The organism is Aquiflexum sp. (assembly GCF_977115555.1).
In genome coordinates this window covers 1-1,688 of the sequence record NZ_CDSBKL010000612.1, presented here as the reverse complement: position 1 = coordinate 1,688, position 1,688 = coordinate 1, and the positions used below count along the sequence as shown (strand labels likewise).

The window sequence follows — 1,688 nt, the reverse complement described above, 5'->3', positions numbered from 1 at the left end:
CAGATTTATTATTCATTTTTATGACCCTATTTTTTCAATTTACAGGATTTTTTTCTTCAGATTGGCTTTTTTCAAATTCTTCTTTGAGTCTTTTTTCTACCCTCAAATCTGTGAAAACCGCTTGAACAAACTGCTCATCTTTGATGAAAAGGTTTATTCTCCTTTTTCCATCAATTTTATAATATACTTTCCCTTGGGTAGGATGCTCAATAAGTTTGAAGTCCTCTCCGTAAATATCTTTGTATTTCTCCAACACTTTGGGAAGTAATTTTTCTGCCCAATATTGTCTGTTCCATGGAGCCCATGCTACATAAGAATAGGTGACAGGCATCTCGAAAACTTTTTCTTCGATGAAAGTTGGGAAAAACCTCATGCTGATTTCGTTGTCATATTCACCTACAATTCGATATTCAACATTGGTCGATCCACCTGGCCCTTGGGTGATTTTTTGTTCTTTGTTTAATTCAGTACAATGGTCAAAAAAATCTTTTTGAGCCATACCCAAATGAAATCCTAAAAAAAGACTATCGGATTTGGTAAAACCATCCTCAGAAGAGGTATGTACTGCGGAATCGCAGCTTTGAAGGATTGTACCGAGAATAATAATGGAAAGTAATATTAATCTGAAACTATTCATAGGTTTGTAAGGCATCAATTCACTTCACAAGATAAGCCTGTTTCTTAATTTTTGCATTCAAATTAAATGAATTTGAATCTATTCTTCTATCCTTTTTGAAAAAATTTTGGAGAATAAATCAAAAAAAAAGCAAGCTGAAATAAAACTTCAGCCTGCCTTTTAATAATATATCAAACCCTAATTAATTGTATCCTGGATTTTGTACCAATCTTGGATTAGCAAGAATCTGAGGTGCCGGAATCGGGAACAATTCCAAGAAGCTACCTGGAGTGTGTACTCTTTTTGGTCTGTTCATTCCTGCAAAAGGCCACCATGCATCTCCATATTTTTTGAATCTGATCAAATCTTGTCTTCTGGTCATCTCCACATACATTTCTCTACCTCTTTCTGCCAAAAGATTTTCGTCCGTCAGGGTAGTGAAAGGATCAAGATTTCCGGCTCTGGCTCTGATCTGGTTGACCAAAGCCAATGCTTCTGAAGTTTGTCCCAATCTGAATCTTGCTTCAGCCAAAGAAAGGATCACATCAGAAAGTCTGAACACCACGAAGTCATTGCTCATATTATTCGTTCCACCTCTTTCAAATTCATATTTTGCAATTCTGGCACCTGCCTGACGTAAACCTCCCGGAGAAATTTCATTGAGGTATGGCATGAAAGTAAGCGGAGGACCATTTGGATCACCATTTCTACCTGTTGGATCGGTAGGTTCAACTCCCGGATCTATCAAAGTTGATCCATCTGCACGGGTTTGAGGACCTACCAAGAAATTACTCAATCTTCCATCTCTTGTTCCTGTGGTTTGGGCTAAAGCCAAACCTGTCCAAACCGGACCTTGAACCCCTGGATTTTTAACAGGATCTACATAAGAATTATAGAATTCTTCTACAGTCTGATACCCATTCCAAGGCTGTTGGGTAAGGTTGAAGGTTGATTGGCTGACAATGTGAAGCGTCATCATTACCCAGTTGAAACCTCCTGCAAAAACTTTGTCATATGGATAGACAAAAATGTTTTCAGTAGATCTACTATTGTTGATAGCAAAATTGTCCTT

At 37.6% G+C, this 1,688-nt stretch carries 2 protein-coding genes; both read right to left on the bottom strand.

Translation table 11 applies throughout. The annotated features are described in order from the left end of the window. Positions 1–34 precede the first annotated feature (34 nt). Positions 35–637, bottom strand: coding sequence for a hypothetical protein (locus tag ACZFYI_RS20090; protein ID WP_462525900.1), 603 nt, complete (start codon positions 635–637; stop codon positions 35–37). A 181-nt stretch (positions 638–818) separates the two neighbouring features. Then, a partial coding sequence (locus ACZFYI_RS20085) for a RagB/SusD family nutrient uptake outer membrane protein (protein WP_462525899.1) occupies positions 819–1,688 on the bottom strand: 870 nt, incomplete at its 5' end.

Coding starts and splice junctions, on each gene's coding strand:
- ACZFYI_RS20090 (WP_462525900.1), bottom strand. CDS start 637: ATGAATAGTTTCAGATTAATATTACTTTCCATTATTATTCTCGGTACA.